Consider the following 1279-nt stretch of genomic DNA (forward strand, 5'->3'; position numbering starts at 1 on the left):
GTTGGAGAAGGGGTCCTGCTGCCGGGACGGATTATTGATCCGCAAAAGGTTGCAACAGAACTGGGAGTTTTGGAGGGCGAGTTCCGGTCACCGTGCAGAACTGGGTGTACAGCGGTAGTGCTGGTAAGGCCCGAAGATATAATTCATGACGACAGCTCATCATTTAAAGCGACAATCGTTAATAAAAACTTTAGAGGCCCAAATATTCTCTATACATTAACGCTCAGCGAAGGAAGTAAAGTTCTATGTCTCGTGCCGAGTCACCACAACCACCAGCTTGGGCAGGAAATTGGTATTTATCATAATTTAAAGGAGATTATTGTCTTTGAAGACTCCAGTAGCACCGGCACTATTCCGATGGCGGCCTGATTGCAGGAATATGTGTGTGACATTATCACATACATATTCGGCAGAATTAGTTATTTTTAATTTAATCTTTGCAACGGGAGCATCACTTTTGAAAGAAGCATCTCTTTCGATCAAAGGTATAACTCCTTGGCATTTTAACTGTTAAATTTCGGAACTTCTAAATGATAACTATTTGTTGTAGCTGTCAAAAAGTAAATGATGATGGTGTTTGGCTGGAAAAACAATTCACAACCAGAAAAATGTTTTCACATGGCTACTGTCCGGATTGTTTTATTGAATTTCAAGTTAAACTGGATAAATTTATTCAGGCTAAAAAGGAGTTATTCGTGATTGCTAAAAAAATGGAAAGACGAAGTGGTGAGGATATACAAACAATTTAACTAAATTCAGGGGGTTTAATATGCAGAAAAATGTTGGTACAATAGAAAGAGTTATCAGAATAGGGGTAGGTCCAGTAATGATTTCAATGACATTTATAGGGCCAGAGAGCGCATTTGGCATGCTGGGTTTGGTGCCACTCATGACAGGAATTATCGGGTGGTGCCCACCGTATGCAATGTTTGGGATTTCAACCTGTAAAAAATGTAATTCTGCCACAAATTGATTCTTTAATAGAATGATAAACGAAGAGATATTTTTTTCCTTGTTCCCGGTGTTCAAAAAAGATTGTGCCCTAGGTCAATCGATTTTTGCTAATAGCCAGCGTCTATCCTGTGCTAAAAACACAAATCTTTACTTCTCCGGGGATACATGTTCCCAAATTGCCTTTATTGTTTCTGGTGAGATCAGGGTATTTCGCCGCGGCGAAACAGGACGGGAGATCACCCTCTACGAAATCGGGCCAGGCGATACCTGTATTTTAAATGCATCTTGTATTCTTTCTGGACATAAATACCCTGCTGATGCCGTA

At 40.3% G+C, this 1279-nt stretch carries 3 protein-coding genes and 1 pseudogene (1 of these 4 running past the window's edge); all 4 read left to right on the top strand.

From position 1 onward, the window contains the following. Positions 1–369, top strand: a pseudogene (locus HQK80_12475) (ABC transporter ATP-binding protein); it begins 711 nt to the left of the window's first position. A 161-nt stretch (positions 370–530) separates the two neighbouring features. Further along, a complete protein-coding gene (locus tag HQK80_12480; protein MBF0223019.1) occupies positions 531–749 on the top strand; it encodes a hypothetical protein in 219 nt (72 codons plus the stop codon). A gap of 20 nt (positions 750–769) precedes the next feature. After that, positions 770–973, top strand: a complete 204-nt coding sequence (locus tag HQK80_12485) for a DUF2892 domain-containing protein (GenBank protein ID MBF0223020.1) — start codon at positions 770–772, stop codon at positions 971–973. Positions 974–985: 12 nt separating this feature from the next. After that, positions 986–1279 (top strand): cyclic nucleotide-binding domain-containing protein (locus tag HQK80_12490; protein ID MBF0223021.1); only part of this gene is annotated, 294 nt, incomplete at its 3' end.

It is taken from the genome of Desulfobulbaceae bacterium (assembly GCA_015231515.1).
Taxonomy (GTDB): Bacteria; Desulfobacterota; Desulfobulbia; order Desulfobulbales; family VMSU01; genus JADGBM01.